Origin of the sequence: Flavobacterium chryseum (assembly GCF_004362015.1) — a bacterium.
Taxonomy (GTDB): domain Bacteria; phylum Bacteroidota; class Bacteroidia; order Flavobacteriales; family Flavobacteriaceae; genus Flavobacterium.
Window position 1 is genome coordinate 593,533 of sequence record NZ_SNWW01000002.1, and the last position, 26,619, is coordinate 620,151.

Below are 26,619 nucleotides of genomic sequence, written 5' to 3' on the forward strand. Positions count from 1 at the left end.
ATGTTGAAGGAAGTGATGTAGTATTTTAATTTACGTAAAGAGGATTTTGCTGAGATAATCCGCTTGCTTCTCTTAAAAATGAAGCTGGTAAAGGGAATACTTCGTTTTTACCTTCAGTAAAAGTCTTACCATCTATTGCAAAAGCAGCTTTGGCTTGTCCGGTTCTTACTAAGTCGAAGAATCTGTCGTGCTCAAATGCAAGCTCTACTCTTCTTTCTTTCCATATTGCAATTCTAACATCAGCTTGAGATACGGCAGGAGTAACGCCTAAATTTGCTCTATTTCTGATTTGATTTAACAAAGGAATTGCATCACCAGTTTGACCTAATTCATTAAAAGCTTCAGCTTTCATCAATAAAACTTCTGCATATCTTAAATATCTGATATTGGCATCAGCTTTACCTTGATCCGTAAAATTAGAAGAATATGCTTTATAATTAGCTGCTTTAGGGAAACCAGCCGTTATTTCTTCTTGAGTTAGCGATGGAACTATACGTCCGTCATATAATGTTGAACCTGGGAATATAATTGTTGCAGCCTTTCTTACATCTCCTGGCTCATAAGCATTTATTAAACTTTGAGACGGAGCATTGAAACCCCAACCCCAACCTCCGTTGCTACGAATACCTTGAGATACAGAATAGTTATCGATACCTAACGCAGGAGCTGTTCCTACTGAATTAATTTCAAAAATTGATTCAGGTCCAAATTCTCCAGTAACTTTATACATCGAAGCATAATCACCAACAATAGAGTAACCCGTAACTTTATTACAATTATCTACTACTTGTTGCCATTTCTTTTGGTATAAACTAACTTTAGCTAGTAAAGCATAAGCAGCTCCTTTTGAAGCTCTTGCTTTGTCAGCATCTGAATAAGCAGATTTTTCTGGTAATGCAGCTGCTGCTTCATTCAAATCTTGTTCAATAAAAGCATATATTTCTGCTGGAGTTTTACGCGTTAATTGCATAATTCTATCCGATTCAACTCCAGGAACTGGTATATGATCGATAAGTGGAACTCCTCCGTAACATTTAACTAAAGTAAAGTACATAAAAGCTCTTAAAAACTTAGCTTCTCCTACTAATCTTGATCTTAAATCACTGTTTGCCTTATCTAATTTTGGAACTATTACTATGGCTTGATTTGCTCTGTTGATACCAACATAATTTGCTTTAAAAATAGTTTCTACAGATGGATTTGATCCTTCATAAGTAAGTGCGTCCAGAATGTCTTTATCTGCACCTGTATCACCCGGTATAGAGCCTTTATCTGCATCATCAGAAGCAATACTAGAAATTCCGTTCCAGGCAAAAGAAGACATTTCCCAGCTTAGGAATTCATTGTAAACAGAAGTTACAAATGATTTTGCTCCAATGTCATTATTGTAAAGCTCTAAATCTTCTACAGGAATAGACTGACTTGGTTTAACATCTAAATAATCATCAGAACAACCTGCAAAGATGAGGGCTGAGAAGACCGACATCGCTATATATATATTTTTCATGTTTTTAAAATTTAAAATTAGCACCAATTACAAATGATCTTAATGCCGGATAAGCATCTAACTCTACACCCTGACTTTTTGTTGGATCTCCGTCACCATTTAATTCAGGAGTAAAACCTGAGAATTTTTGAGTAATAAATGGATTAATTGCATTGATGTAAATTCTGCAAGAAGTAATAAATTGATCTTCCTGAAGTGGTAATTTATAACCTAGAGTAATATTATTAATTCTGAAGAAATCTCCAGATTCCATATAATAAGTCGAAGCTACAGGAACTTGATTAAATGGCGCAGGATTTGTCGCTGTTGTATTGGTTGGTGTCCAGAAATCTGTTGCTACAGAGGCTTCTACATTTTCACCAGAAAAACGTTGTGCTTTTTTACCATTATAAACTTTAGCACCGCCAGTACCGTAACCATCAACAGAGAAATCAATATTTTTATAAACTAATCCTAAAGTTACCCCGTAAGTAGACGTTGGTAAAACAGAACCAAAATATTTCTTATCCTTGTTACCGTCTAAAAGATTTTGAGTTACTTTTTGACCAACTGAATTATAATATAGCATACTTCCATTTGCGGGATCTACTCCTGCATATTCATATAAATAAAAGCTACCCAATGGTTTTCCAACAGATGAATAATCTAATATCTTAGTATCCTGACCATTTCCTAATCCACCTCCAATTGTTGGTACGATTTGCGGATCAGTTATTTTAGCTAATTCATTTTTATTGTAAGCATAATTACCACCAATCCAATAACTTAAATTATCATTGATTTTATCATCCCAACGTAAAGAAATCTCATATCCTTTATTAGAAACTTCACCAACGTGCCTTGCAGCTTGTTGATCAATTCCTGAAGTCATTAAAGGTTTAGTATATAAAATGGTATTTTTAGTTTCTTTATCATACACATCAAAAGATCCTTTTAATCTGTTATTTAAAAGTTCGAAATCTATTCCTGCAGAAGCTTCTTCTACAATTTCCCAAGATAAAGTTGGATCTACCTGAATATTAATTGTATTTCCATTTGCATCTAATCCCGGGAAATAATAACCGTAACCTGATGAAAAAGTTTGTGCATTAAGAGGCACATTTTGGTTACCTAATTTACCCCAACCACCTCTAAGTTTAATTAAATCAACTCCTTTGATATCAGACAAGAATTTTTCTTTAGTCATAATCCATCCTAAACCAAAAGAAGGAAAAGTTCCCCAACGATAATCATTCGCATAATTAGAAGATCCATCACGTCTAATTGTACCTGTAACCAAATATCTGTCTAATAACTTATATTGGAAACGAGCAAAGTAAGATGCTAATTTTAATTCATTATAATTTTCATCTTGATATTTAAGTATATCAGCAGCAAAATTATATTGATCACCTACTGGTGCCCAGTAGTTAGAATCTGGAGTTACATTTTTTCTGTCAATTGTTAATTTTTCTTTATGTCCTTTTACATTTGTTTCAATACCGGCAGTTACTTCAACATCATGAATTTCTGCAAATACTTTATTATAAGTCAAATAATTAGACAAGTTCCAGTTGAAATATTGTTCTCTGCCTTTTGTCAATACATTTGTATTTCCTGAAATTGGATAAGCACTTGCAACACGTGTTGGATCAGCAGCTAACCATTTACCTTTAGTATCAACATAATTGTATTGTTTCCAATTATAATATTCACCATTAAATTGAGATGTGAATTTTAACCCGTCTATAATTGTATAATCTAATTTTAAACCTCCTTGAAACATTACGCTACGTTGTTGTTCGTCATAAAAATTCAATTGAGAAACCGGATTTTCCACTGTATTAAAAGCAGATCCTGTTTCGCTTGCAACACCGTTAGCTACAAATGGAACTCCATATTTGCCATCAGGAAAATAAACCGGAACAATTGGAGATTGTCTGTAAGCATTTGTAAATGCACTAAGAGGCTGTGGAGAAGATTTTACAGAACTAAAACTAAAGTTCTGACTTAAAGTTAATTTCTTAGAAATTTTATATTCATTGTTATTTCTAAACGTTGTACGACCGTAATCCAGTCCATTTAAAATACCTTTTTCTTCATAATTACCTACACTAAAAAAGTATTTTATATTTTCAGATGATCCTGAAACCGAAACGTTATTTTGAGTATAGCTTCCAGTTCTTGTAATCTCATCAAACCAATCTGTATTTACAGGTTGATTTGCAGCAAATGTATTGGCTCCCAAGGCTGCATTAGAGTAAGCAGCAAATTGATTTGCGTTAGCCATTTTTACTTTTTTCAGTGGAGACCTAACCCCACCAAAACTTTCAACTTCTACAGTAACTTTGTTTCCTTTACCGCTTTTTGTAGTAATCATAATTACACCATTTGCACCTCTGGTACCATAAATAGCTAATGATGATGCATCTTTAAGAATTTCATACGAAACGATATCATTTGTATTAATATTATTGATGTTTTCTGTTGGCATACCATCAACAACATATAAAGGAGTTCTTCCTCCTAATGCTGTACCAACTCCTCTAATAACTACAGAAGGCGTACTTCCAGGAACATCGGATGATGTAACCTGAACCCCGGCAGCTTTACCTTGGATGGCTTGAGAAGCATTTAAAACTTTTGTTTTCGCGACCTCTTCTCCTTTTATTGAAGAAATTGCGGTAGTATTATCAATTTTCTTTCTTGTACCATAACCAATTACAACTACTTCTTTTAAAGCAGTATCACCTGATTCTTTTAATGTAATTGTCATTGGAGCCGAAGTTGCTGGCAATGAAACAGGGTCAAAACCCAGCATTGAGATTTTTATCATCTCGCCTTCTTTGGCATTTATCGTAAAATTTCCGTCGAAATCAGCATCAGCAGTGGCTCTGGAACTTGGAGCACTAATAACTGCCCCCGGAACTCCCATTCCGCTACTGTCTACTACTTTTCCTTTAATTGCTTGTGTTTGCCCAGACATGTACGCCGGAAGCAATAAGAGCGCTAATAAGCTAAAAATAAAATTTTTCATACAGTTCGTAATCGTTTAAGTTAGTAGAGCCAAATTAAACAATTACAACGTTGTAGTACATCAAACACCACTACTACACAGCTACATCATTATGTTAAAATACCATTGTATACTAATGATAATCAACATAATAAATGTTAATAATAATTTCTTAACATAACATTATGATGTAGTAATGATGTATTGGAATTCTATAAAAAATGATGTGTAAAAATATAAAATCTACAAATAACAGATACGAATCTTACACACTTAATAAAAATTTTGACAGGTTTTCTTCTTGAGTGAGGTTTAATTTCTTTCTTAGTCGATATCTGTGCAATTCTACACCTCTAAATGATATGTTCATCATGGGTGCAATTTCCTTCGAAGAAAGGTTCATTTTAAGATAAACACAAAGTTTTATATCTTTGGGAGTCAGGTTTGGAAATTTCTTAGAAAGGTTAATAATAAACTCATTATGAATTTGATTCAGATTCGTTTCAAAAATCTCCCATTCGTGTTTATTTACTTCATTTATTTTAATGGTTTTTTTAATTTCGCTTTTTAGTTTATTAAAATCTTTTTCAGAATCAAGAATGGTTTGGATATTGTCAATCATTTCACTTTGCTTGGCAATCGACAACGATTTTCCGGCAACTTCTGATGATTTGGTTTGTAATTCAAGTTCTAAAATATGTTTTTCATATTCCTGAATATTTAATTCGTTTTCTGTTTTCAATTCCATCTCAAGAATTTCTCTCTGATGTTTTAATTCTTCAGCCTGCAATTTTAATTTTTGCGTATAGCGAAGTTTATTCCATTTATAATAGAAAAACAATACCGCAGCGATTATCAATAAATAAAGTAAAATCATCCAAAATGAAAAGTACCAAGGTTGTGCAACTTTGAAATCAAAACTGGAAACAGTGTCATAATTTGCACCATCATGTTTAAAAATTACAACTGAATGAGAACCACTGCTAAGATTATTTAAAACTATTACTCCGTTTGAAATTGGAATATAGTTTTTTCCTTTATTAATCTGATAAAATAAATTAGGTCTGCCAGCTCCGTAAATTCCAGATATTACGTTTACTCTAAGCTCGGTATTATATTTTATTTTACTGTCATTTGGCAAAAGTTTATTATTATTATAAGCTTCAACCTTAACGCCTTTATTTTGTTTATTCTGATATTCTAATTGAAGGGAAATAAAACCATCATCAAGATTCATTAAATAATGGTTTTGACTTCTGAAAATTCTTAAGTTTTCATTGATCAATTTTCCTTTATAATATTTCTCCTGAATCATATTCCACACAAACTTGTTTCCATTTGCATATATATGATATAAAATATTTTCCTGAAGTACTATAAAATGGTCTTTATCTATGGCTACAACATCAGCAATATTCTTAAAATTAGTATTGAACAATTCATTCTCTTCTAATTTATTTGAAATAGAATTAAACGTGTACCAAACATTATTAATCAGAAAAAGTATTTCGTTTCTAAATTCGAAAATCTTAACTCCAAAATCATTTTTAATTTTACTTTGCTGTGTAATATTTTCAATTTTCCTGGTTTTAAAATTATCATCAAATAAAACTCTATATAATCCGCGATAATTATCTGCTGCCCATATTTCATTTTTTTTATTTTGGGCTACATATTTTATAGGTTTTGAAAGACCGCTAATTAATTTATTTTCTGTAAGTTTTGAAGCATCTTTATAAACCAAAATTCCGCTGTAAGTAGATTGAAAATAAGTATCGTTAATCATACTTTTAGATAAATTCCAACCACCGCTTACCTGATTAATTTTGTTTAATGCACCGTTTTCATAACAAAAAGTTCCATCGTTATGACCTATAATGTATTTGCTTCCAATTTTAGTAATATTCCAACCCTGACCTTGCGTGTTGGGCAACATATTAAAATTCCCGGAATTAAACTCAAAAATTCCGTGATTTGAGGCAATTAAATATCCGCTATTCGTTGTTGCAACAGAATAAACAGAACCTAAAATTCCTGAATTATCATAAAAAAATGAAATTGGCGAATTTACTTCAACGTGGGCAATTCCGTTATCGAGACCAAGCCATAAATCTTCCTCTTTATCAAAACCAATACATAAGACCGAATTGTTCATCAAAACATTATTTCGATCTATATTCTTATAGGTCTGCGTAATAAAGTCATAAATATAAACGCCTTTATTTCCCGTACCAACAACTAGTTTATTGTTTTTAATAAACTTTGCTACGTTAATTCCGTTTGCTTTTAAAGTTTCATTTAATGGATTATTCCAGGGTTTTAAACCCGATTCTTCAACAATAAAAATACCTTTCTTTTGCGTAAATATGTAGATTGTATTTTTGTATTTTTCGATAGCGTGAACAACGGTGTTTTTTAAAATATTCCAACCTTTTGGATTTGAAATTTTTGAACCATTCATTCTAAAAAGACCTTTATCGACAGATGCGACATAAAGATTTTTATCTACTACGAAACAATAAGATATTAAAAATGGAAATTTGATTTTTGAAATATGCTTTCCGTCGTAAATAAAAACGTCATTAAAAGACTGAAAATATAAGGAACCATTGTATCTGAAAATTTTCCAAATTTCTTCATTATCTTTTTCAGCAAACAAGCGAAGGTTTTTGGTAATGGATACATATTTCATCTTTCCATTTTCTCTATACCAATAGCCAAATTCTTTATAAGAACCAGAATATATTTTATCACCTTCAATTAAAATTGAACGAATAATAGTTTTGTTGGGCAAAGAATATTTCTCCCAAATAACGCCATCGTATCGCAATAAATAATGATTATTGGCAAAATACATGGCTTTATCATTTCCCTGTGCTGCATTCCAGATTTGATTATCACCCTGATAATCTGATTTATTATAGTTTTCTACGAAAGGAAGTAATTCTTGTGCGTGCGCTTGAAAAGCAATGAAAAAGAAGAATAATGTTTTTAAAAGTATCGATTTCAAGATATTGAGATTTATATTCAAAGATAATGACAAATATTGAATTTTAGGGCGTAAAAAAAGCTTCTCAGGTGAGAAGCTTTTTAAAGAAACTATAATGTTTTATTTAATTTTCAAGCAATTGATACACCTGATTTGCAATCTCATATTCTTCATCTGTTGGTACTACTAAAATCTTTGCTTTAGAATTTGGTGTATTAATTTCTCTAATGGTTTTAGAACGAATCTGATTCTTTTCGTCGTCTATTTCGATTCCAAAATAATCCATATCCGTACAAACCAATTTACGCATGTACGAAGAGTTTTCGCCAATTCCCGCTGTAAAAACAATGGCATCTAAACCATTTAAAGCCGCTGTGTAGGCACCAATAGTTTTTCTGATTCGATACGCATTCATTAGTAAAGCCAACTGACAATCTTTGTTTCCTTTTTCAGCTTCAGATTCAATATCACGTAAATCACTGTAACCTGTAAGGCCAAGCATTCCGCTTTGTTTCAGTAAAATGGAATTTACATCATCTGCCGTGTAGCCAAGATTTTTTATCAGATAAAATATAACCGATTGGTCAATATCTCCGGCACGAGTTCCCATTATCAAACCATTTGAAGGCGAAAATCCCATTGTAGTATCGATGCTTTTTCCGTCTTTAATCGCAGTCATGCTGCAGCCATTTCCTAAGTGAATCGTGATTATTTTTGAATTCTTTTCTAAAAACTCAATTGCTTTTTCTGAAACATATTTATGACTTGTTCCATGAAAACCATAAACACGAACTTTATTTTCGGTTAAAAGATAATTTGGTATCGCATATTTATACGCTTCAACCGGAATAGTCTGATGAAAAGCAGTATCAAAAACGGCTACTTGTTTAGCGTTAGAAAAAATTTCTTCGGCAACATTTATTCCAACCAAATGCGCAGGATTATGAAGCGGAGCCAGTTCTGAAAGTTCTTTTATTTTTTCTTTAACTTCGTCATTTATAATTGTTGTGTCTGAAAAATAACTTCCTCCATGCACCACGCGATGACCAACAGCGGTAATTTCAGAAGTCGATTTTATGACTCCTTTTTCAGGATCTAAAAGCATTTCGGCTACTTTCTCTAATCCTACTTTATGCGTTGTAATTGGTATTATTTCTTCAATAGAATTTGATGAAGTTTTGAATGTAACATTAGAAGTTTCTAAACCAATTCGATCGATCATTCCTGTACAAATTACTTCATTTGCAGGCATAACCATTAATTGATATTTAATTGAAGAACTTCCTGAATTTATAATTAATATTTTCATTTTTTTTAAAGTTGCTAAGATTCTAAGTATCTAAGTTGCTAAGTTTTTTTTAAAGTTAAAAGACACAAAACTCATAATTAATAATTCACAATTAATAATTAATTATAATCCTTGCGCCTGAATCGCTGTAATGACAACCGTATTAATAATATCGTCTACGGTACAGCCGCGACTCAAATCGTTTACGGGTTTGTTTAAGCCTTGTAACATTGGACCAATGGCCAAAGCTCCGGTTTCTCTTTGAACGGCTTTGTACGTATTATTTCCTGTATTTAAATCGGGGAAAATAAGCACACTCGCCTGACCTGCAACTTCAGAATCAGGCATTTTGCTTTTTCCGACAGCACGGTCGACTGCGGCATCGTACTGAATTGGACCTTCGATTTTTAAATCCGGACGTTTTTGTTTTACAATTTCGGTTGCAGTTCTAACTTTCTCAACTTCATCACCTTTTCCTGATGAACCCGAAGAATACGAAAGCATTGCAATTTTTGGTTCAATTCCGAAAGCGGCACTTGAATCTGCTGATGAAATAGCGATTTCTGCCAATTGCTCTGCCGTTGGGTTTGGATTAATAGCACAATCGCCAAAAACCGAAACACGATCTTCTAAACACATAAAAAACACCGATGAAACTACGGATGAATTTGGTTTTGTTTTGATGAATTGTAATGCCGGTAAAATGGTATGTTGCGTTGTGTGTGCAGCTCCGGAAACCATTCCGTCTGCGTGACCTTTATATACCATCATGGTTCCAAAATACGAAACATCTTCCATTAAATCCCTCGCCATTGTTATGCTAACATTCTTTGCTTTTCTAAGCTCGTAATAAGTATTAGCATAATCTTCATAATATTTTGATTCTATTGGATTAATGATATTTACCTGTGAAAAATCAAATGAAATTCCTAACTCTGTTACTTTGCTTTCAATTTGTTTTTTGTCGCCAATAATTGATATATCAACAACATCCATAGCTAATAATCTTGAAGCTGCTATAATAATCCTTTCATCGGTACCTTCCGGAAGCACAATATGTTTTCGATGTTGTTTGGCTCTTTTGACCATGTTGTACTGAAACATTTTTGGCGTCATTCCTTCGGCCTGAAATGTGATTAATTTTTCAGACAGAGCTTCAACTTCTACATACTTTTCGAAAGTATTAATTGATGTTTCAATTTTATGCGTGTTATTGGCGTAAATTTTTGATTTGATAGCACCAATTCTATTTGTAATGTGATAAGTTCCGCCATCTACAGCAATAATCGGAACAATGGCTGAAAGTCCTTCAATAAGTTTTAAAATACTTTCTTCGGGAAGAATATTTCCTGTTAGAATAATCCCAGAAATTGTTGGATAATTAGCCGATTCATTCGCTTGCAAAGCTCCTAAAATAATGTCTGAACGATCTCCGGGCGTAATTACAAGGGCGTTATCATTTAGATGAACCAAATAATTATGCAATTGCATTGCTCCTACGCTAAAATGCCCTATTTCGTTGTTTAAATAGGTTTCTCCAAATAAAATTTTCGCATCAAGTTCGTTAACAATTTCCTGCATTGTAGGATTGTTTAAAGTCGAGATTAACGGAATGGTATTTACCAAAACATTTGCAGGCAAACTTTTTTGCAATCCTTTAGTAACCAATTCTATATTTTCCGGTTGCACTTTATTGGCAAAAACGGCTAAAACTTCAACTTCTTTTATTTTGAAAGAGTCATAAACCAAATATAAACTATCAACTAATTCTTCCAGGGTTTTTCCAACTCCTGAGCCAATAATTACTGTTGGAATTCCGAGGTTTTTAGCGATTAAAACATTCAAATCCAGTTCTATTGAAGTTCCTTCTCCGGTAAAACTTGTTCCTTCAACTAAAACAAAATCAAAGCGTTCTTCGAGTTTTTTATATTTTTCGATAATTAAATCTAAAACCTCTCCTATTTTGCCTTTATTCTTTTTTTTGATTAGTTTACTTTTTGTAATCGCATAGGCTTCTTCAAACTTAATATCAAGGTTAAAATGCGAAAGAACAGTCTCGATATGATTGTCTAATTCTCCATCAACAAAATCCTCAACTATTGGTCGGAAATATCCAACTTTAGCTGTTTTTCCAATCAAAATACTCATCAAACCGAGTGTGATAATCGATTTTCCGCTGTTTTGATCGCTTGTGGCTATATATATTGCTTTACTCATAATTTATATTTTCAATCTGACAAATGTACTGTAAATCGTGATTTTTAAGGTGTAATAAATATTAAAACCAACGTCTTTTTTTGAAATAAATGATTAAGGCTATTACGAGCAAAAACATAATGCCCATAACTACAAAATAACCATTTTCCGTTTTTAGTTCCGGCATATTTTCAAAATTCATTCCGTATACTCCAACAATAAAGGTAAGCGGAATAAATACGGCCGAAATAATGGTAAGCGTTTTCATAATTTCATTCATTTTCCGACTTTGTTCCGAAAAATAAAAGTTTGAAGCGCTTTCTAATGAACTCATATCTGATTCAATTTGCTCTAAAAGTTCTAAGCTTTTTTGATGCAGTCGAATGAAAAAATTAAAAGTATCTTTTTGAATTAGATTGTTGTCATTGTCATCTTTTATAGTTTTCAAATAATACAGTGAATCGCGAAGTGGAACAATAGAACGTTTTAAGAAATTAAAGTTATCCCGATGATTTTCAATTTTTTCTAAAATAATTGGGTCTGCTCCTTTTTTTGTCAAATTGATCAGTTCTTCTATCTTATCTTCTTCATCTTCAATTGTAATATAAAAATTTTCCATTACAGCATCTAACAGTAAATACAGCAAATAATCTACTTTTTTAGTCCTTACAATTCCCGCATGTGTGCGAATGCGCTCGCGAATATGGGCAAAAAAGTCACTTCGTTTTTCCTGAAATGAAATTAGAATTCCGTCTTTCAAAATAAAACTAATTTGCTCTACGCTTATATTATCTGAATATTCAGAAGGCAAAAGTGATTTTATATTAAAGAATAAAACATCTTGCTGTTCTTCTAATTTAGTTCGTTTGGTTGTATTTAAAATATCTGCTAATAAAAAGTCATCAAACTTAAAATTATGCCCTATAGTTTTAAGTAAATCAATATCATTTAAACCATGAACATTAAGCCAGTTATTCTTTGTAAAATCAAAACAAGAATTTAATGCTGCCACCGTAAATTTTTCATATTCAATAACATCTGCATCATTGTATACGAAAAGCTGCATTTCGGTTTGGTGTCCTTTATGTGCTCCTGTATACTCTAAACTAATGTGTTGCAGCTTGCGCCCTTTCTTGTATTTTATCTTTCTCATCAAAAATGATTTATATAGTAATATTACAAAAAAGAATCTGAATGGGAAATGACAATTGTCATTTTGTAAAAATATTAACCGTTAAAAAATATAATCTTTTTATTACTTTTAAAAATTAAACAACGCTAATACAAACATCTAAAAACCTTTCCGATATGAAATACTAACTGTTAACACAAATCCATAAAAAAACCGAGTCATTTCTGACTCGGTTTTCTATCTTAATACTTTGTACTAATTACTTAATACTAAAGAATTATTTTACTTCTTCGAATTCAACGTCTTCAACATTGTCACCTTGCGATTGCTCTTGTTGTGGAGCTGCTTGTTGACCTTGATCACCACCTTGAGCATACATAGCTTCTGTAGCTGTTTTCCAAGCTGCATTGATGTTGTCAAGAGCTGTTTGAATAGCTGGAATATCTTGAGATTGGTGAGCCATTCTCAATTCAGTTAAAGCGTATTCTACAGCAACTTTGTGGTCGTCAGCTAATTTGCTTCCTAACTCTTTCAATTGACTTTCTGTTTGGAAAATCATGCTGTCAGCTTCGTTTAATTTCTCAGCTCTTTCTTTAGCTATTTTGTCAGCGTCAGCGTTAGCTTCAGCATCTTTTTTCATTTTTTCGATTTCTTCAGCTGTTAATCCAGAAGAAGCTTCGATACGGATATCGTGAGATTTTCCTGTTCCTTTATCAGTTGCAGAAACTTTGATGATACCATTTGCATCAATATCAAAAGTAACCTCGATTTGAGGAACTCCTCTTGGTGCTGGTGGAATACCATCTAAGTGGAAACGACCGATAGTTTTGTTATCAACTGCCATCGCTCTTTCTCCTTGTAATACGTGAATTTCAACAGATGGTTGAGAATCAGCAGCAGTAGAGAAAACTTGAGATTTTTTAGTTGGAATAGTTGTGTTAGACTCAATTAATTTAGTCAATACACCACCCATAGTTTCGATACCTAAAGAAAGAGGTGTTACGTCAAGTAACAATACATCTTTTACATCTCCAGATAAAACTCCACCTTGAATAGCAGCTCCAATAGCAACAACTTCATCAGGATTAACTCCTTTAGATGCTTTTTTACCAAAGAATTTCTCCACTTCGTCAGCAATTCTTGGCATACGAGTAGAACCTCCAACAAGAATAACTTCGTCGATATCAGATGTAGATAAACCTGCATCTTTTAATGCTTTTGCAACTGGCTCCATAGAACGTTTAACTAATGAATCAGTTAATTGCTCAAATTTAGCTCTTGATAATTTTTTTACTAAGTGTTTAGGTCCTGAAGCAGTAGCCGTTACGTATGGCAAGTTGATTTCAGTTTCTGAAGAAGAAGACAATTCAATTTTTGCTTTCTCTGCAGCTTCTTTCAAACGTTGCAATGACATTGGGTCAAGACGTAAATCGATACCTTCTTCAGCTAAGAATTCATTTGCTAACCAGTCAATAATTTCGTGGTCAAAATCATCTCCACCTAAGTGAGTATCACCGTTTGTAGACAATACTTCAAAAACTCCGTCTCCTAATTCAAGAACAGAGATATCAAAAGTACCTCCACCTAAATCGTAAACAGCAATTTTTTGATCAGTTCCTTTTTTATCTAATCCGTAAGCAAGTGCCGCAGCAGTTGGCTCATTGATGATACGCATAACTTTAAGACCTGCAATTTCTCCAGCTTCCTTAGTAGCCTGACGTTGTGCATCGTTAAAGTAAGCAGGAACAGTAATAACCGCTTCAGTTACAGTTTGACCTAAATAGTCTTCAGCAGTTTTTTTCATTTTTTGAAGAGTCATTGCTGACAATTCCTGTGCAGTATATAAACGACCATCAATATCCACACGTGGTGTATTGTTGTCACCTTTTACAACTGAATAAGAAACTCTTTTTGCTTCGTTTGTAGTCTCAGCAAAAGTGTGTCCCATAAAACGTTTAATAGAAGCAATCGTTTTTGTAGGATTCGTTACCGCTTGTCTTTTTGCAGGATCACCTACTTTAATTTCTCCACCTTCAACAAAAGCGATGATAGATGGCGTTGTTCTTTTTCCTTCTGCGTTAGGAATAACAACTGCTTCGTTACCTTCCATTACAGAAACACAAGAGTTCGTCGTACCTAAGTCAATTCCGATTATTTTACCCATTTTTTATATATTTAATTTTGATATACATTTTATAACTCAGGTGGCATAAGTCAATCTTTATGCCAATATAAAAAACCAAAGTAAATTGTCAGTTTTAATATTGGCACACTAATAATCATCTGACAACATGACATTTTTTAAACCTGACAACCGTGGCATATCAGCACTTTACGTGTCATTATCAGGAGCTGTTTCCTGCTATCCGCTTGTATCTTTTTATTTTTAAAGGAAAAATAAAAAGATACAAGCGGATAGCAGGGCTAGGATAATCGGTTTCATTAGAAAATTATCTTAATCCTCAATTTTAATGTCTTTCCATACTTTCAATTAAAGTTTGAAATATATACATTAGCATTTTTCTAAATTATAAGAATGGAAAACTACAGCATCATTATATTTATTCTGGCAATCGTCATAGGACTATCAGCCTTTGCCGATAAAGCAAAATTACCTTACCCTATTCTTCTCGTTATTGTTGGAATCGCAATTGGATTTATTCCCACAATAAAAGAAATTGAAATCAATCCCGAAATCATTTTTCTGATATTTCTGCCTCCTTTATTATACGATGCTTCGTTTAATATTTCGCCAAAAGATTTCAAAACCAATATCAATACAATCAGCACACTGGCTATAACTTTAGTTTTCCTTACAACCTTTTGGATTGCAGTCGTGGCGTATTATATGATTCCGAATATAACCTGGCCGCTGGCATTTGTACTCGGCGCTATACTTTCAGCAACCGATGCCGTTGCAGCAGTCAGTATTACCAAAGGACTCGGAATATCTCATAAAACCATTACAATTCTTGAAGGCGAAAGTCTTATAAACGATGCCTCTGCACTTGTTGCCTATCGTTTTGCCGTTGCTGCCGCAATGGGATCTGCGTTTATAATCTGGAAAGCAGCACTCGACTTTGTTTTTTTATTAGGAGGTGGTTTTTTGGTAGGTTTTATAATGGCAAAAATTCTGGCTTTTATATTAAGCAAAGTCCATAAAAATTTAAATGTTACCATTAGTTTTATGCTATTAATGCCTTTTGTAGCTTATTTGGTTGCAGAACTATTACATGTTTCAGGAGTTATTGCAGTCGTCATTTCAGGATTGACAATTGCTCGTTTTAGCAAAAAAATATTTCCCGAAAACTTAAAAAACAGTTCCAAAAGCCTTTGGGATATTATCATCTTTTTATTAAACGGATTAATCTTTATCCTAATCGGACTTAATTTTAGATATTTATTAAAGGATATCGATAACGACATGATCCTGCCTTATATCGGCTACGCGTTTATCATTACCATTGTGGCTTTGCTAATTAGAATGGTTAGAATATTTCTTCAAAAAATTAATCTTCAAAAAGCATTTCAAAAAAATGGAGAAGGAAAGAGGAAAAGAAATATTAGCGAAGATGCACTTTTAGATTTTAACAACAGTGTTATTTTAGGATGGTCAGGGATGCGCGGTATTGTATCGCTTGCAATTGCGATCGGACTCCCAAAATTCCTTGAAGACGGCACTCCGTTTCCTGAAAGAAATGCAATTATTTTTATTTCTGTTGCTGTTGTGCTTTTTACCCTTATTGGACAGGGACTTACACTTCCGTGGATAGTTAAAAAATTGAATGCTAAAGATGAAAAAGTACACAAATTAGATCAAAATTTAAAATAAAAATAAAATAGCAATTAAAAAATACGATACTATTTTACCTACATTAGCATCATTAACTTAACCAAAATTTTTGATAAAAAAAATAGTACTATTTACGGTTGCCTTTATTTTCTTTTCAAACTCTTACGCTCAAAAAACAGAGTTGCGAGTATCTTTAGATTCCGGACTTTCCTCTTTTAGTGGAGAAAGCGCAGAATCATCTTCGTTTATACTTCTTTCTGAAACTGTAGGCTATGGATACACTAATAATCCTTATGGATCAAAAAATGCATTATCATACGGAGTTTCGCTAAACCTGAAAAGAATAACCAAAGTAAATTTTATATATGGTGTAGGAGTCGGTTACGAAGATCTGCGAAGTAAGACTTCGTTAACAGATGTATTCAAATATGAAGAAGATGTTATGGTGCCCGTTTCTGGTGAAACTTTTATGGATGTAAAATCAATAAATATAAATCCATTTGCAGGATATCGTTTTAATGCAGACAAACTTCCAATTGATGTAGTGGCAGGTTTTGATTTTGCAAATATTCTAAATACCAAAGAAAAGGGAGATGCTACGGACACAAATGGAATTAAATATACTACATCACGCGATAGGAAAACAATAAGTACAGATTTTCGTCCAAGAATTCAAATTTCAACAGATTATAAAAAATTCGGGGTTTATTTAGGCTATTCTTTCGGATTAAAAAATTATAAAGAAGGATATGTTGGCGGGACAAACGAAGTATATTCAAAGATTTTAAGATTTGGAATCACGTATCAGATATTATAAAATAATTTAATATGGAAAACAGCATTGCAATATACGGCGCTTACGGACACACAGGAAAATTCATTGTTGCCGAACTTTCCAGACAAGGATATAAATTAATTCTTTCTGGAAGAGACGAAGAAAAATTACAGCTTTTAAAAGAGCAATATCCTGAGTCAATTGTAAAAGCAGCCGATATTAACGATTCGAAAACGTTAGACAATGCATTTTCCGAAGCTACGATTATTATTAATTGTGCCGGTCCATTTTTAGATACTGCAGAACCTATCATTCAGTCGGCTTTGCGATTAGGAATTCATTATATTGATTTAAGCGCCGAACAAAAAGCTGTTTTAGATGTATTTGAACAATTTTCTGAACAGGCAAAAGATAAAATAGTAATAATTCCTGCTGCTGCATTTTACGGCGGATTAGGCGATTTGTTAAGCACTTCGCTAACTCAGGACTGGAAAGAAATCGACGAAATAAACATTTACATCGGGCTCGATTCCTGGCATCCAACCAAAGGAACGCGATTAACAGGAGATCGAAATCATTATAAAAGATTGACTTTCAAAAACAAAAAATTACAAGAACTCGAATCAAATCCTCCAATACAATGGGATTTTAAAAATTCTATAGGAATTAAGGAAGTCGTTACTTTACCTCTTTCAGAAATTATTACCATTTCCCGTCATTTAATGTAAATAACATTAATACGTATTTGAGTCAAAATTCTTTAGATGATTTACGAAATGCAGACACACCAGAACCTTTACCAACGGACCAAAAGAACAGATCGTCTCAGCAATTTTGTGTAGAAGTTGTAGCAATAAAAGGAAAAACCCGAAGAGCAATTACAGCTTTTGGGCAGGATATTTATGCCGTTACAGCGCCTTTGGTCGTAGAAACTATAAATAGAATATTATCGGGAAAAATAAAAAAGATTGGTGTAACTACTATGGGAGAAGCATTTGATGCTGCAGATTTTTTACAATCGTTAGATAAAGATGACATTGTAATATCTGCTATAACTGAATCTGAACTGAATTAAGATTTTCTGTAATAACAATTTTCTAATACCCAGTTTGGGTTTTTATTTGTAATTTCGATTTTTCATTAAAATTACAAATATAAAATGGCTTCATTTATTAAAGAAATATCTTTTCGCTGGTCAGATCTTGACCCTAATTTTCACGTTCGACATAGTGCTTACTACGATTTTGGCGCACAACACCGTATCGAAATTCTTGAAGAACTTGGTTTAACTTTAAGAGTGATGCAAACGCAGGGTTTTGGACCTGTTTTATTTAGAGAAGAATGCGTTTTCAGAAAAGAATTAAAACTTTCAGACAAAATATTTATTCATACTAAAACTTCAAAAATGAAGGCCGATGCTTCGCGCTGGTCTATTATTCACGAATTTAGAAGAGAAGATGATACACTTTGTGCCGTAATTACAGTTGATGGCGCATGGATGGACACTAAACTTAGAAAATTAGCTTCTCCAACTCCTGAAATTGCAATTGAAGCATTAAGTATTTTCCCAAAATCAGATGATTTTGTTGGACTCTAACTAACGTTCATTTTTTAAAATATAAAATCCAAAAACATAACTAAAATTATGTTTTTGGATTTTTTTGTTTCAGCTATTCTGCCACAACTTTAAAATTACCATTGAAATTTTCTCCCGAGACATTCAAAATATAAAGTCCGTTTATCTTTTTATTTCCAAGGTTTAAAGCAAAAGTTCCATTTCCGTCAGAAACAATTTTTTCTTTAAGAATAGTTCTTCCCGAACTATCAATCAACGAAGCCGTTGCAGAAGTAAGGGTTTGATTAGGGATATTTATGAAAATTTTATCCTTAACCGGATTAGGATATACAATAATATTATTTTTGTTTTGACTGAATTTATCTGTGCTCAAAAATTCCTGCGTAAACAATCCTAAAACTTCTGTTGCGTTTAAGGGATAATTAAATATCTGAAGCTCATCAAATTGACCTTTATAGGGTGCGGGAGCAGTTCCTGATGACAATTCAAGTTCTCCAATATTTCCAATTATAAGATCTGTTTCTTCAGAAATTCCTGTAACTGCGGTTTCATCTAATTCTGCCGAAAAAACACCATCCGTGTAAATTCTGATTTTATGCGCCTGAATATCTCTCATTATAACAACGTTGACCCAATTGTCTGTAAAATATTTGGGAGCGGCTGTCGTAACTTCTTTTTTCGTTTTATCATCATCAATGGCAAAACGCAAAAGTCCGCCTTTGATTTCTATATTATATCTTCTGCCCGTTGCACCAGTTGTGGCATTTTTGGTAAAAGAGCCTTTGCACAACAAATAAATACTAGTTGCCGAAGAAGTGGGCAATAAAGGCGGAGCAGCCTTCATCCAAAATGAAACGGTAAACGAATTTTTATCAAACAATAAATGATCCTGATTTGGGATATTTACCATCGATTTATTAGTTGGAGAAGTTGAAAAATCTATGGCATTATTTGCTTTTCCGGGAACTCTCACATTCGCGTTATCATAAGCTGAGTTTAAAATACCGTTATTGGCATAATTGGTAATATCCGCTATTTCTTCTCCCTGTGAAGCAGCTTCTTTAAAAGGCCAATGACCAACAAGGCTTGGTGTTAATGCACGAAAACTCCAAACATCTCCCGTTGCAGTGCCTTTTGCGTTTACAGCATCAATTCTCCAGTAATAATTGGTTGCCGGAGTTAAGCCTGGAATTTGATAAGAAGGACTGGCAACATAAACCAAATTTGTTAATTTGTTCAAGTTGGAAGCATCTGTACCAAAATAAACAGCATACATAATTGTGTTTGAACTTCCACTCCATTTTAAAGTTAAACTTCCATTTGTCAACTCCGCATTATTTGAAGCTGATACAGGAGTTGGATTCGTTGCTTTAGTTGGCGCTGACGGAATTGGTGGTGTTGTTATCGAAACAACTTCACTATAAGCAGATGATTCTGTAGTGTTTACTGCTTTAATTCGATAATAATATTGTGTGTTTGGAATTAAGTTGGTTTCATTATAACTGGAAATATTAGCTCCTAATGTACTCAAAACTGTAAAATCAGTTCCGTTTACAGAACGTTCTAAAACATAACTCTCTTCATTTGCTGCATTATCGCTCCAATTAATCGTGAAAGAACTTGCTGCGGGAATTTCTGTTGAAACCACATTAGTAAAATTCAAATTGGATGGCGGAATAATAAAATCGGGGGGCGTTACATTAGTCAATCCGTTAATGTAAACCTCAATATTCAAATAAGGCGAATGCGATGTACTTACCGCTAATGCATCGGCACTATTTTTATTTAAGCCATTGGCATCTTCCCACGCGTCAGGCATTCCGTCGTTATCTGTGTCTATAGAAGCTGGTGCGCCATAAACATGTCCTGCACCGCCGTTTGTAAAACCAAATTGCGTTGTCAGATCAGTTTGAACATATACATAAGTTGCCGTAGTTCCTTTAGACATTAAATCAGAAATCATTAAATTATCAACCTGATCGCGTCTCGGATAAGATGCACCAACATTTAATACGATTTTATTATAAGCATCGACAGCACTCAACGTGGTATTTTTCATCGGATAATCATATGGAGTTGCTAAAATAGTAGCCGCATCTCCGGTAGGATATCCCGTTAAATCTGCAGGAACTAAAGTCCCATTTAAGGCTCCATCCTTATTATTATCAAAATAATTCCCTGAACCGTACAAAAGGAAATTATCGTTTCCTCTGTTAAAAGGCGTTGTAATTGTAGTGCTCGTATTTGGGCCTCCAATAAAATAATTGTTTATAATATTAACATCAGAACTTCCGGCAGAATCTCCACCCATAATATAGGCATCACCAGATTCTGTATGTCCATAAGTATTTCCGTAATTTCCCCAATTATAAACAACGTTATTTACAAACTCGTTAATTCCTTTTATTTTATTGTTTCGCGTTTTATTGCAGATATATAAATTTCCAATTAAACTTATTTTTCCTCCTGAAGGCTGAATCAAACCTCCGGCCGAATGATTATGACGGTGCAATGCCTGACCAATAATCGAATTCTGAATAGTGATATTGTCCGGACTTATACCTTTATTATCCCAATTGATAGAAAAAACTTCATCAGTTCCCCAGGTAAAAGTCATGTGATCAAAAATCATATTGGCGCCATTTGCAAGTCCGGATGCGTCTTGATTTTGAGCAGTTCCACCATAACGAATGCGTAGATATCTGGCAATAGTATTATTTGATCCTGTAAAAGTTACTCTTGGACCTAAAAATATAATTCCCTCACCTGTTGCGGTTTGCCCTGCAATAGTGGTATTACTTGCAACCACAACCGGAGTTAGCAAATTAACGATACCTCCTACTCTAAATATCACAAATCTGCCTTCCTGACTAACGGCGTCCCGAAAAGAACCCGGACCGCTGTCATTTAAATTCGTAACTAAATAAATTTGAGGATTTGCTGCACCACGCGCTCCTGTTGTAAATCTTCCAAAACCGGTAGCTTCCGGAAAGGCTAATGTTTGAGCATTTAAAGTTCCAAACATGGAAATTAATCCGAAAATCATACAGGATTTGAGTACATACTTAAATGTAAAAATGTTTTTTTTCATAGTGATTTGGTTATAATCAGTTAAATAGTATAACCAAATTAGTTATATGTCAAAAAGAGACCGTCCTGTCCAATCCTGTTTTACAACACTAATTATCAGTATTTTATATTTTCAACAGCTAAATTGAAACTTTTGTTTAATTCGAATAATCAAATAGGTATAATCGCTCCTTTGTTTGCATTTGTTTTATTTTTTTAACACAATAAAAGCTATAATAAAAACAGCATGATAATTTTAATTATAGCTTTTAAGCAAATCATTTTATTACAAATTTTAGTGATTAATTGAGTATTTAACCTAATAACTATAACTTTGTTATACTTTAAAATTTTAAAACTAAGGGTATATTTGACTTTGTAAAAGATTCAGAATTAATGATAAAATCAACATAAACAATTTTGTCGGCACTGTTGAACATTGAAAGTCTGGGCATAGGCAAAAAAATCTACAGATGGATTTGTGATGCATTGTGATTTTATTGCAAAGCATTAAAAAACGCTTTGATGAAACTGCAATTAGTATTACTTATCCGCAGCGAATTATGACTTTTAAAAACAGCGAAATAAATACATCAAAAGAAAAATAATACATCTCTATGAAATCTATACAAATTATACCCATCCAAACATTACATCTCTTTCCTGTTCTTGATGACTTGTTAATTGAACTTTTAACGTCATTAATTGATGAAGAATGGAACGCACAAACCGTTGCTAAAAAATGGAAAGTAAAAGACATTGCTTCTCATTTATTAGATGGAAATTTGAGAGGTTTATCGATTTCCAGAGATCATTTTTTTGGAGAAAAACCCGAAAATATTAATTCATATGAAGATTTAGTTGATTTTCTTAATCAGTTAAATATGAGTTGGACAAATGCAACAAAACGAGTAAGTCCGGCAGTTATAACAAACTTGCTGGAAATTACAGGCAAACAATATTCTGACCATTTACAGACATTACATCCTTTTGAAAATGCTATATTTTCAGTCGCCTGGGCTGGAGAAGAAACTTCACTAAACTGGTTTCATATTGCCCGTGAATACACTGAAAAATTTCTGCATCAGCAACAAATTAGAAATGCCGTTGGCAAACAAGCTTTGTTTACAAAAGCGTTATTTTATCCGTTCATTCACACTTTTATGCAGGCTTTGCCAAACGTCTATAAAAACACATCAGCAAAAGAAGGAACTATTGTTACGCTGATTGTAAATACTGAAATTGGAGGACAATGGACTATTATTAAAGAAAAAGACAACTGGAAATTTATTGAATCTTTTGATACAGAACCAAGCGCAATTATAAAAATAAATCCTGATGATGCGTGGTTGCTGTTTTCGAAAGGAATGACCCCAAATGATGCTAAAGAAAAGGTAAAAATTATCGGTGATCAAAAGCTTGCAGAAATAGCATTAAACATTGTCGCAGTAATGGCTTAATTAATAATACATATTTTCTGATAATTTTAAGACTCTTATTTTGCATTTTAAAATGGTTAGTTTTACTTTTATAAGTAGCCATTCAATAAATTCAACATGAAAAATATAAGATTCCTTCTAATCCTGCTTCCTTTTCTATGCTTTTCACAGCAGGAAAACGTAAAAGCACTTGATATTAATTTAAGTAATTACGAATATCCGTTTCCGGTTCATTTTTTAGAATTGAGCAATCAGCGTCAGTCTTTAAAAATGGCTTATATGGACATTAAACCTGATAATTACAACAATAAAAATATCGTTTTACTTCACGGTAAAAACTTCAATGGCGCTTATTGGGAAACGACAATCAAAGCCTTAACAAAAGAAGGTTTCAGAGTTATTGTTCCTGACCAGATAGGTTTTGGAAAATCATCTAAACCGGATAATTTTCAATATACTTTTCAGCAATTTGCTGAGAATACCAAAAAATTATTAGACCATTTAGGAATTCAAAAAACTACTATTTTAGGGCATTCAATGGGTGGAATGTTAGCGACAAGATTTGCGCTTATGTATCCTGAAACGACCGAAAAATTAGTTTTAGAAAACCCAATTGGTTTAGAAGACTGGAAGTTGGTTGTTCCTTATAAAACAATTGATTGGTGGTACGAAGGTGAACTAAAACAAAACTACGAAGCCATAAAAAAATACCAAATGGCGAATTATTATGATGGAAAATGGAATGCCGATTTTCAAAAATGGGCAGAATTAAGCGCTGGCTGGACATCAGCTCCTGATTATAATATTGTAGCGTGGAATTCAGCTTTGATGTATGATATGATTTTTACACAACCTGTTGTATATGAATTCAAAAACATCAAAAGTCCAACACTTTTAATCATAGGAACAAGAGACAAAACGGCAATTGGAAAACAATGGGCCTCTGAAGAAGTCAAAAAAACATTGGGTAATTATGCTGAATTGGGTAAAAAAACACAAAAGGCGATTCCGAATTCTAAATTAGTTGAAGTACCTAATACCGGACATTTACCGCATATTGAATCTTTTGATCAATTTATAAAACCATTAATCGTATTTTTGAAACAATAATTTTTTGTCACCACTCGAGCGACAGCGAACAGGCAAAGCAATTACATTTTTTGTTTGCCACTAATTACACAAATTTTCACTAATTTTTTATAAAGATTGAAAATATTATTTCGTGTAAATTTGTGTAATTCGTGGCGACTTAACTTAAAAACTAAAATATCATGTTTACAATCGAACAAATAAAAGATGCACATTCTAAAGTAAAAAGCGGTGCTGATTTTCCAAATTATATTCAGGACCTAATTATTTTGGGCGTAAAGGGTTACGACACTTTCGTGAATGACGGACATGTTGAATATTACGGAGTTAATAATTATAACGTTACTGCTGACGAAAAATATGCGAAAATTAAAGTCGCTGATACTGCCAATAAAGAACGCTTTATCGAATATTTGGTAATGCATCAGGATGGTCAAACGGATTATTTGACTTTTTGCAATCATTCAGCACAATGCGGAATAGCAAAATGGAGAGTTGATATTTTAGAAATGACCTGCACCTACTATGATAAAGCAGAAAATGAAATATTGATCGAGAAAATTCCGGGTTAATTTATAAACAATTCAATTCTTATTTGATATGTCACAATTGTTATCACCTATTATAAATCCAGAAGATTTACTTCACCTTCAGGATTCATCTGAAATTATTTTAATTGATGCCCGAGCAGGAATCAATGCCGAAGAAAATTATAAAAACGAACATCTAAAAGGTGCGCGTTATGTTGATTTAAATCGGGATTTGGCAACTGTTGAAACTGATCCAGCAAATGGAGGAAGACATCCTTTACCTTCATTTGAAAAATTTTCAGAAGTACTTTCTAGACTTGGAATCTCACCTAAAATTCATGTGATTATTTACGATGATAAAAACGGATCGAATGCCGCAGCCAGATTTTGGTGGATGTTAAGATCAATCAGACATGAAAAAGTTCAGGTTTTAAACGGAGGTTTGCAAGAAGCTATAAAAATAGGTTTTCCGGTAAGTTCAGAAATTGAAACTTTTGATGCAACAGAAAATTATCCTATTTCAGACTGGAAATTAGCCACAGCCAATATTGACGAAGTCGAAAGAGCCAGAAATAACAATCAAAATATTGTAATTGACGTAAGAGATAAAAACCGTTTTGATGGCTTAACAGAACCACTGGATTTAATTGCAGGGCATATTCCGGGCGCCGTAAACGTTCCTTTTAGCGAAAACTTAAATGAAGATGGTTTTTATAAATCTGCAGTAGATTTAAAAGAAAAATATACTGCAATTTTAGGCAATAAAAACCCCGAAGATATAATTGTACATTGCGGATCGGGTGTAACAGCTTGCCACACTTTATTGGCTTTAGATTATGCCGGAATAGAAATTCCAAAACTGTATGTAGGTTCCTGGAGCGAATGGTCAAGAAATGATCGTGAAATGGCAACTAAAGAATCGAATTAATTATAAAATACAAAGTACCAAAAATGCAGCATTGGGATATACTTTTATCAAATCAGGTAAATAAAAAAGCATTTATTGAAAGCTTGCTTTCCGGAGAAGCAAAAGGCGAATTAGCTGATTTTAATAATCAAAAAGGAATCCTGTTTTCTGATATTGCGATCGAGAAATTCATCGAAAGAGAATATCAATATGACATTGTTGAAGCTTCACCGGAATCGCACCGACAGTTACGCACTTTTTCATCTGGAGAGCGTAAGAAAGAATTTTTAAAATACTGCATCAATCAAAAACCTGATTTTATCATTTTTGATAATCCGTTTGATCATTTAGATCAGGCTTCGAGAGTAATTTTAGCAGAATCTCTAAAAGATTTAGTTGAAGTTACAGCTATTATTCAAATCGTAAATCGTGTTACTGATGTACTTCATTTTGTTCCGAATAAAGCACAAATTAAAGACAACACATTCGAATTACATCCGATTGCACAAACCGAAAGTCATTTTAAAACCTTAAATACATCGGCAATTCCAAAAGCAATTGAGCCGCATCCCTTCCACGAAAGTGTATTAATTAAAATGGAAAATATTTCTGTCAGTTATGATGATCGAAAGATTCTCGACAACATTTCATGGACAATTAAACAAGGTGAATTCTGGCAATTAATTGGCCCGAACGGTTCAGGAAAAAGTACTATTTTGTCTCTAATTACAGGTGACAACTCAAAAGGTTTTGGACAGGATTTATTTTTATTCGGAAGAAAAAAAGGAAGCGGCGAAAGCGTTTGGGACATCAAAAAACAAATCGGAATTTTCACGACTTCAATGACCGATTTATTTCAAAAAAGCCACACTTTAGAAGAAATGATTCTGTCCGGATTTTTCGATTCAATCGGGCTTTATATTGAACCAACCACGCATCAAAAACAAATTGTTTCGCAATGGCTTGAAGTAATCGAAATGACACATTTAAGAAAAAAACGTTTTATTGATCTTTCAATCGGTCAGCAAAGAGTAGCTTTAATTGTGCGTGCGGTTTTAAAACATCCGCCATTATTAATTCTTGATGAACCTGTAGAAGGTCTAGACGACGAAAATGTCGATTTGGTAATTCAGCTTATCAATACCATTAAACAAGAAACTAACGTCAGTATTTTGTACGTTTCACATCGCATAGAACAAGGCCTTGCTCCTACTTCGGTTTTTGAATTATTACCAACTGAAACAGGCTCAATCGGTAAAATAAAATATCATTCAGAATTGAATTAAAAAATAATATTTTACCATTAAGATATTAAGTTAATTAAGAAGTGCGCT

The 26,619-nt window shown here is 33.2% G+C and carries 18 protein-coding genes; 10 read left to right on the plus strand and 8 right to left on the minus strand.

Annotated features, from left to right (window positions below; genetic code table 11):
• Positions 1 to 25 precede the first annotated feature (25 nt).
• The 7 genes from EV143_RS06330 to dnaK all read right to left on the minus strand — a co-directional run bounded on the left by EV143_RS06330 (position 26) and on the right by dnaK (position 14,271).
• Positions 26 to 1,507, minus strand: coding sequence for a RagB/SusD family nutrient uptake outer membrane protein (locus tag EV143_RS06330; protein ID WP_133507124.1), 1,482 nt, complete (start codon positions 1,505 to 1,507; stop codon positions 26 to 28).
• A gap of 4 nt (positions 1,508 to 1,511) precedes the next feature.
• Positions 1,512 to 4,523, minus strand: coding sequence for a SusC/RagA family TonB-linked outer membrane protein (locus EV143_RS06335; RefSeq protein WP_133507125.1), 3,012 nt, complete (start codon positions 4,521 to 4,523; stop codon positions 1,512 to 1,514).
• Between the two features lie 244 nt (positions 4,524 to 4,767).
• A complete protein-coding gene (locus tag EV143_RS06340) occupies positions 4,768 to 7,512 on the minus strand; it encodes a helix-turn-helix and ligand-binding sensor domain-containing protein (protein ID WP_133507126.1) in 2,745 nt (914 codons plus the stop codon).
• A 103-nt stretch (positions 7,513 to 7,615) separates the two neighbouring features.
• On the minus strand, positions 7,616 to 8,800 hold the full coding sequence (locus EV143_RS06345) for an acetate/propionate family kinase (RefSeq protein ID WP_133507127.1): 1,185 nt from the start codon (positions 8,798 to 8,800) through the stop codon (positions 7,616 to 7,618).
• Positions 8,801 to 8,902: 102 nt separating this feature from the next.
• The gene (gene pta, locus EV143_RS06350; RefSeq protein ID WP_133507128.1) at positions 8,903 to 10,996 is read right to left on the minus strand and encodes a phosphate acetyltransferase; all 2,094 of its coding nucleotides are present in this window, start codon (positions 10,994 to 10,996) and stop codon (positions 8,903 to 8,905) included.
• A gap of 61 nt (positions 10,997 to 11,057) precedes the next feature.
• Positions 11,058 to 12,128 carry a magnesium/cobalt transporter CorA gene (gene corA, locus EV143_RS06355; RefSeq protein WP_133507129.1) on the minus strand — a complete coding sequence of 357 codons (1,071 nt, stop codon included), beginning with the start codon at positions 12,126 to 12,128 and terminating at the stop codon, positions 11,058 to 11,060.
• Between the two features lie 256 nt (positions 12,129 to 12,384).
• Complete coding sequence (gene dnaK, locus EV143_RS06360) at positions 12,385 to 14,271, minus strand: molecular chaperone DnaK (protein WP_133507130.1); 1,887 nt, start codon at positions 14,269 to 14,271, stop codon at positions 12,385 to 12,387.
• Positions 14,272 to 14,643: 372 nt separating this feature from the next.
• On the opposite strand from dnaK, the gene EV143_RS06365 reads away from it, so the two are divergent.
• From EV143_RS06365 to EV143_RS06385, 5 genes are all read left to right on the plus strand, one after another.
• The gene (locus EV143_RS06365) at positions 14,644 to 15,939 is read left to right on the plus strand and encodes a Na+/H+ antiporter (protein ID WP_133507131.1); all 1,296 of its coding nucleotides are present in this window, start codon (positions 14,644 to 14,646) and stop codon (positions 15,937 to 15,939) included.
• A gap of 70 nt (positions 15,940 to 16,009) precedes the next feature.
• On the plus strand, positions 16,010 to 16,717 hold the full coding sequence (locus EV143_RS06370; protein ID WP_133507132.1) for an outer membrane beta-barrel protein: 708 nt from the start codon (positions 16,010 to 16,012) through the stop codon (positions 16,715 to 16,717).
• Positions 16,718 to 16,728: 11 nt separating this feature from the next.
• The gene (locus tag EV143_RS06375) at positions 16,729 to 17,403 is read left to right on the plus strand and encodes a saccharopine dehydrogenase NADP-binding domain-containing protein (RefSeq protein WP_133507133.1); all 675 of its coding nucleotides are present in this window, start codon (positions 16,729 to 16,731) and stop codon (positions 17,401 to 17,403) included.
• A gap of 17 nt (positions 17,404 to 17,420) precedes the next feature.
• Complete coding sequence (locus EV143_RS06380) at positions 17,421 to 17,750, plus strand: saccharopine dehydrogenase family protein (protein WP_133507134.1); 330 nt, start codon at positions 17,421 to 17,423, stop codon at positions 17,748 to 17,750.
• An 84-nt stretch (positions 17,751 to 17,834) separates the two neighbouring features.
• Positions 17,835 to 18,272, plus strand: coding sequence for an acyl-CoA thioesterase (locus EV143_RS06385; protein ID WP_133507135.1), 438 nt, complete (start codon positions 17,835 to 17,837; stop codon positions 18,270 to 18,272).
• Between the two features lie 73 nt (positions 18,273 to 18,345).
• Here the strand turns inward: EV143_RS06385 and EV143_RS06390 are convergent, their stop codons facing one another.
• Positions 18,346 to 21,342 (minus strand): LamG-like jellyroll fold domain-containing protein, encoded by a 2,997-nt coding sequence (locus EV143_RS06390; protein WP_243739803.1) that lies wholly within the window; start codon positions 21,340 to 21,342, stop codon positions 18,346 to 18,348.
• Positions 21,343 to 21,937: 595 nt separating this feature from the next.
• Here EV143_RS06390 and EV143_RS06400 point away from each other — a divergent pair.
• From EV143_RS06400 to EV143_RS06420, 5 genes are all read left to right on the plus strand, one after another.
• Entirely contained in the window at positions 21,938 to 22,780 is an 843-nt protein-coding gene (locus EV143_RS06400; RefSeq protein ID WP_133507136.1) for a DinB family protein, read from the plus strand.
• A gap of 96 nt (positions 22,781 to 22,876) precedes the next feature.
• On the plus strand, positions 22,877 to 23,869 hold the full coding sequence (locus EV143_RS06405) for an alpha/beta fold hydrolase (RefSeq protein WP_133507137.1): 993 nt from the start codon (positions 22,877 to 22,879) through the stop codon (positions 23,867 to 23,869).
• Positions 23,870 to 24,030: 161 nt separating this feature from the next.
• Positions 24,031 to 24,420: a DUF1398 domain-containing protein gene (locus EV143_RS06410; protein ID WP_133507138.1), complete on the plus strand. Its 390-nt coding sequence runs from the start codon at positions 24,031 to 24,033 to the stop codon at positions 24,418 to 24,420.
• 28 nt (positions 24,421 to 24,448) lie between these two features.
• Positions 24,449 to 25,306, plus strand: a complete 858-nt coding sequence (locus EV143_RS06415; RefSeq protein ID WP_133507139.1) for a sulfurtransferase — start codon at positions 24,449 to 24,451, stop codon at positions 25,304 to 25,306.
• 23 nt (positions 25,307 to 25,329) lie between these two features.
• Entirely contained in the window at positions 25,330 to 26,571 is a 1,242-nt protein-coding gene (locus EV143_RS06420) for an ATP-binding cassette domain-containing protein (RefSeq protein ID WP_133507140.1), read from the plus strand.
• The last annotated feature ends 48 nt before the right edge of the window (positions 26,572 to 26,619 follow it).

What these genes read in the sequence shown, in the direction of transcription:
- EV143_RS06330 (WP_133507124.1), bottom strand. Translation starts at nt 1,507, where the DNA reads ATGAAAAATATATATATAGCGATGTCGGTCTTCTCAGCCCTCATCTTT.
- EV143_RS06335 (WP_133507125.1), bottom strand. Translation starts at nt 4,523, where the DNA reads ATGAAAAATTTTATTTTTAGCTTATTAGCGCTCTTATTGCTTCCGGCG.
- EV143_RS06345 (WP_133507127.1), bottom strand. Translation starts at nt 8,800, where the DNA reads ATGAAAATATTAATTATAAATTCAGGAAGTTCTTCAATTAAATATCAA.
- pta (WP_133507128.1), bottom strand. Translation starts at nt 10,996, where the DNA reads ATGAGTAAAGCAATATATATAGCCACAAGCGATCAAAACAGCGGAAAA.
- corA (WP_133507129.1), bottom strand. Translation starts at nt 12,128, where the DNA reads ATGAGAAAGATAAAATACAAGAAAGGGCGCAAGCTGCAACACATTAGT.
- dnaK (WP_133507130.1), bottom strand. Translation starts at nt 14,271, where the DNA reads ATGGGTAAAATAATCGGAATTGACTTAGGTACGACGAACTCTTGTGTT.
- EV143_RS06365 (WP_133507131.1), top strand. Translation starts at nt 14,644, where the DNA reads ATGGAAAACTACAGCATCATTATATTTATTCTGGCAATCGTCATAGGA.
- EV143_RS06375 (WP_133507133.1), top strand. Translation starts at nt 16,729, where the DNA reads ATGGAAAACAGCATTGCAATATACGGCGCTTACGGACACACAGGAAAA.
- EV143_RS06385 (WP_133507135.1), top strand. Translation starts at nt 17,835, where the DNA reads ATGGCTTCATTTATTAAAGAAATATCTTTTCGCTGGTCAGATCTTGAC.
- EV143_RS06390 (WP_243739803.1), bottom strand. Translation starts at nt 21,342, where the DNA reads ATGAAAAAAAACATTTTTACATTTAAGTATGTACTCAAATCCTGTATG.
- EV143_RS06400 (WP_133507136.1), top strand. Translation starts at nt 21,938, where the DNA reads ATGAAATCTATACAAATTATACCCATCCAAACATTACATCTCTTTCCT.
- EV143_RS06405 (WP_133507137.1), top strand. Translation starts at nt 22,877, where the DNA reads ATGAAAAATATAAGATTCCTTCTAATCCTGCTTCCTTTTCTATGCTTT.
- EV143_RS06410 (WP_133507138.1), top strand. Translation starts at nt 24,031, where the DNA reads ATGTTTACAATCGAACAAATAAAAGATGCACATTCTAAAGTAAAAAGC.
- EV143_RS06415 (WP_133507139.1), top strand. Translation starts at nt 24,449, where the DNA reads ATGTCACAATTGTTATCACCTATTATAAATCCAGAAGATTTACTTCAC.
- EV143_RS06420 (WP_133507140.1), top strand. Translation starts at nt 25,330, where the DNA reads ATGCAGCATTGGGATATACTTTTATCAAATCAGGTAAATAAAAAAGCA.